The sequence below is a fragment of the Streptomyces sp. NPDC005963 genome, from assembly GCF_040638655.1.
Taxonomy (GTDB): Bacteria; Actinomycetota; Actinomycetes; order Streptomycetales; family Streptomycetaceae; genus Streptomyces.
Window position 1 is genome coordinate 1 of the sequence record NZ_JBEXVD010000067.1, and the last position, 4,843, is coordinate 4,843.

Genomic DNA, 4,843 nt, shown 5'->3' on the forward strand with positions numbered 1-4,843 from the left:
GCGGCTATTTCGCCTTGGCTGTGTCCGGTGACGGCGTGGGGGGTGATGCCGTGGGTGGTCCAGAGGTGGGCGAGGGAGACCATGAGGGCCCAGAGCGCGGGTTGGATGACATCGACCCGTTGTAGGAGTTCTTCATCGTCGAGGATGTCGTGCAGACGCCACCCGGTATGCGGTTCGAGGGCTTGTGCACACTCATCGAGGCGTTGGGCGAAGGCGGGGGATTCGGTGGCGAGGTGGAGTCCCATTCCCGGCCATTGAGACCCCTGACCAGGGAAAACCCACAACAGTTGCGAGGCCGAACCGTCCGCCCTACCCGTGACGAGGTTCGGAGCCTCCCTGCCCTCGGCAAGCGCCGTCAGTGCGGACCGCGCTTCTTCCGCATCGTCCGCGAGCACGACCGCCCGCTCTTCCAACATTGCCCGTGTGCTCCTGAGAGAACGTGCGACGTCGTCCAGCGGCGGCGTGTGTTCGGTATCAAGGTGCTCGACGAGTTGCCGGGCCTGCGCCCGCAATGCGTTCTCGGTCTTGCCCGACAGGAGGAGGGGCAGGTAAGGGGCGTCCGGTGCGGCCTCGGTGCTGTCCGGAGTGTTCGTGGTGTCCGGGACGGTGCTTGACGTTTCGGGTGCTTGTTCGAGGATGACGTGGGCGTTGGTGCCTGACACACCGAACGAAGAGACGCCAGCACGGCGCGGCCGATCGGCATCGCGCGGCCACTCGCGGGACTCGGTGAGGAGTTCCACCGCTCCGGTGGTCCAGTCGACCTGCGTCGATGGAGCGTCCACATGAAGCGTCCGCGGAAGCTGCTCGTGCTCCAGGGCCTTGACCATCTTGATGACGCCGGCGGCTCCGGCGGCGGCCTGGGTGTGGCCGATGTTTGATTTGACCGATCCGAGGTGGAGCGGTCGGTCGCCGGGTCGGTCCTGCCCGTAGGTGTTGAGCAGCGCCTGCGCCTCGATGGGGTCGCCGAGTCGGGTGCCGGTGCCATGGGCCTCGACAGTGTCGATGTCCTGCGGCGTGAGGCGGGCATTGGCGAGGGCCTGGCGAATGACCCGCTCCTGCGACGGCCCGTTCGGCGCGGTGAGCCCACTGCTCGCGCCGTCCTGGTTGACCGCCGATCCCCGTACCACCGCAAGGACTCGGTGGCCGTTGCGTTGGGCGTCGGAGAGCCGCTCCAGGAGCAGCATCCCCACGCCCTCGCCCCAGCCGGTGCCGTCAGCGGCGTCGGCGAATGGCTTGCACCGACCATCCTTGGCCAGTCCGCGCTGGCGCGAGAACGCGACGAAGACGGCCGGGGTGAACATCACGGTGACACCGCCGGCGAGTGCCAGGTCGCATTCGCCCTGGCGAAGGGATTGTGCGGCGAGGTGCAGTGCCACCAGCGAGGACGAGCAGGCAGTGTCCACCGTCACCGCAGGACCCTCAAGCCCGAACGTGTACGACACCCGACCCGATGCCACACTGCCCGCACTGCCATTCCCGATGTAGCCCTCAAGCTCCTCGGGCACCTCGGGCAGCCGGGCCGCGTAGTCGTGGTACATCACACCCGCGAAGACACCCGTCTTGGTGCCGCGCAACGAATCGGGTGCGACTCCCGCTCGTTCGAAAGCCTCCCAGGAGGCTTCCAGCAGCAGCCGCTGCTGCGGATCCATCGCCAGTGCCTCACGGGGCGAGATCCCGAAGAGCTCCGCGTCGAAACACTCCGCACCGGAGAGAAAGCCGCCCTGCCGAACGTAACTCTTGCCTGCCTGGTCAGGATCGGAGTCATACAGATCATCTGTCGGCCAGCCGCGGCCCGTCGGGAAGTCCGCAATGGCGTCCGTACCCTTGGCGACGACATCCCACAGGTCGTCCGGTGAGTTCACATCACCCGGATAGCGGCAGCTCATACCGACGATCGCGATCGGCTCCTGGGCATCGTCCAGAACCTTCTTCAGCTGGCCGCGCGTCTCGTGGAGTTCGGTCGTTACCCACCGAAGGTGTTCGAGCAGCTTTTCTTCATTCGACACGTACAGGTCACCCACTAAACCGTCGTTGGCTGAGAAGTCAGGACTTGCCGAACTCTTGCTTGATGAAGTCGAAGATCTCGTCGGCCGAGGCCTCTTCGATCTTCTGGGCGGCCGGGACCTCACCCGGCACGTCCCCACGGCTGGACCACTGGGACGCCAACTCCTGGAGGCGACGCCCGACGCTCGAACGGACGTCGTTGTCCAGCGCGCTCTCCGACAGGGCGGCCACCAGCCGATCAAACTCCGTGAGCAGCAGCTCGGGAGAGTTGTCGGGGCTGCCCGAACCGAGCTGTCCGCTCAGATGCTCGGCCAGGGCCAGGGGCGTCGGATAGTCGAAGATCAGCGTTGCGGGGGGTCGGAGCCCCGTCGCGGCGGTGAGTCGATTGCGCAACTCGACCGCCGTCAGCGAGTCGAAGCCGGACTCTAGAAAGCCGCGCTTCACATCGATGGCATCCACGCCGGCATGTCCCAGTACAGTCGCTGCGCTGGTGCGGACAAGCCGCAACACGGTGCTCGCCCGCTCCGAGTCCGACATTCCGGCCAGCCGTGCCATGAACGACGTACGATCGTCCGTCGGCGCACCGCCGGCCGCTGCCTCCCGGCGCACTGGAACCCGTACCAGCCCGCGCAGTACCGGAGAGATCGATCCACCGTTGGCCTGTTGGGTACGGAGCGCGGCCAGGTTGAGCCGTACCGGCACAGCCGTGGCACTCCCGAGCCGTAGCGCCTGCTCGAACAGTGCTGTGCCGTCCTCCGGCGGAATGGCCACCAGCCCGCCGCGCGCCATCCGGCGCCGATCGGTCTCGTCCAGGTCACCGGTCATGGAACTGGACGTCTCCCAGAGACCCCACGCCAGCGAATTCGCCTTCATTCCCCTGGCTACCCGGTGAGTGGCCAGCGCGTCGAGGAAGACATTGGCCGCGGCGTAGTTCGCCTGGCCCGAGCCGCCCAGTACACCGGCCGCCGATGAGAACAGAACGAAGAGTTCCAGGTTGCCGAGCGCGGTCAGCTCGTGAAGATGGAGTGCGGCATCGATCTTCGGACGCAGCACCCGGTCCAGGCGCTCCGGGGTCAGCGACGAGAAGAGCCCGTCGTCGAGGACTCCGGCTGCGTGCACCACTCCGGTCAGCGGATGCGCCGCCGGGATCGCCGAGACGACGTCGCGGAGTTGCTCACGATCAGAGACATCGCAGGGTGCCATCGTCACTGTGGCGCCGAGCTCGCTCAGTTCCTTGATGAGTTCGGCCGCACCGGGTGTCGCCCCGCCGCGACGACTGACCAGCAAGAGATGACGTACACCGCGTTCTGATACGAGATGTCGGGCGAACAGCGCGCCGAGACCACTGGTGCCACCGGTGATCAGGACCGTGCCCTCCGGATCCAGGAGCTCCGGCTCTACTGGCCCGGATTCAGTCGCCCCGGGGGTCTCCCGAGTCAGGCGCGGTGTGTACGCGGCACCCGAGCGGAGGGCGATCTGAGGTTCTCCGCAGGCCAACGCCCGGTTCAGTGCCTCGGCCACAGACCCGTTGGGCAGCCCATCGATGTCCACCAGCACGAACCGGTCCGGGTTCTCGGCCTGGGCAGAGCGGACTAGTCCCCAGACAGGGGCCTGCAACAGGTCCGTAATGTCCTCGTCGGGCAGTACGGCGACGGCACCGCGTGTCAGCAGCACCAGCCGTGAGGCCGCGAACCGGTCGTCGGCCAGCCACTGCTGGGCCACTTCCAGTGCGCGGGCGACGGCACCGCGCACGCCTTCCGCTGCGGAGGCGGAGTTCAGTAGAGCTACCTCGGCGGAGCAGGACACCACCACGAGGTCCGGGACTTCACCGGAGCCGGCAGCCGCTTCGGCCAGCTCGGCCAGTCCGGGATACCGGTCTATGCCCGCACCGGTCCCTGTCGCCAGCTCGAAGTGGTCCTCGCCCACCAGGGCCAGACGGCCGACGGGCGCCAGCGCGTCGAGGGGAGCGGGGACCCAGTTGAGCCGGAAGAGGGAATGGTGCGTGTCCCGGCGCAAGGTCTGGATCTGCTCGGCCACCACGGGGCGGGAGACCAGCGAGGCCACGGTGGCGACAGGAGTGTTCGCGCCGTCCCAGACAGCCAGTGACACCCCGCCCGAGCCATCAGGACTCAGCCGTACTCGCAGGCTGGTCGCGCCAGTCGCTCGCAGGGTCACTCCCGTCCAGGAGAACGGAAGCCGGCCTTCACCTGCTTCTACCGCCGCGAGTGCACCGGCGTGGAGGGCCGCGTCGAGGAGTGCGGGGTGGATGCCGTACCGGTGTGCCTCCTCGTGTTGGTCTTCGGGGAGGGCGACTTCTGCGTACACGTCGTCGCCGAGGCGCCATGCCCTGCGGAGCCCCTGGAAGACCGGACCGTACAGGAAACCGCCCTCGGAGAGCCGCTCGTACAGACCGTCGATGTCCATGCCTTCTGCACCTGACGGCGGCCAGACCTCGGGAGCCTGCGGTGACGCGGCTGGGGCTGTGGGGCTGAGGGTGCCGGTGGCGTGGCGGGTCCAGTGGGGGTGGTTGGTGGTGGGTGTGGAGTGGATGGTGAAGGTTCGGCGGCCGGCGTTGTCGGGTTGGCTGATGGCTGCCTGGATGTGGGTGGTGTCGTGTTCGGGGAGGGTGAGGGGTGTTTCGAGGATGAGTTCTTCGAGGTGTTCGCAGTTGGTGTGTTCGGCGGCGTGGAGTGCGAGTTCGATGAAGGCGGTGCCGGGGAGGAGGGGTGTGCCGTGGACGGTGTGGTCGTTGAGCCAGGGGTGGTCGCGGGTGGAGAGGCGGCCGTTGGCGATGGTGGTGTCGGTGTTGGCGAGTTGGAGTGTGGTGGTGAGGAGTGGG

At 67.5% G+C, this 4,843-nt stretch carries 2 protein-coding genes; both read right to left on the bottom strand.

Features of this window, described 5'->3' with window-relative positions:
- Positions 1-2,006 (bottom strand): type I polyketide synthase (locus ABZ348_RS34475; RefSeq protein ID WP_358939931.1); only part of this gene is annotated, 2,006 nt, incomplete at its 3' end.
- Positions 2,007-2,043: 37 nt separating this feature from the next.
- A partial coding sequence (locus ABZ348_RS34480) for a type I polyketide synthase (protein ID WP_358939933.1) occupies positions 2,044-4,843 on the bottom strand: 2,800 nt, incomplete at its 5' end.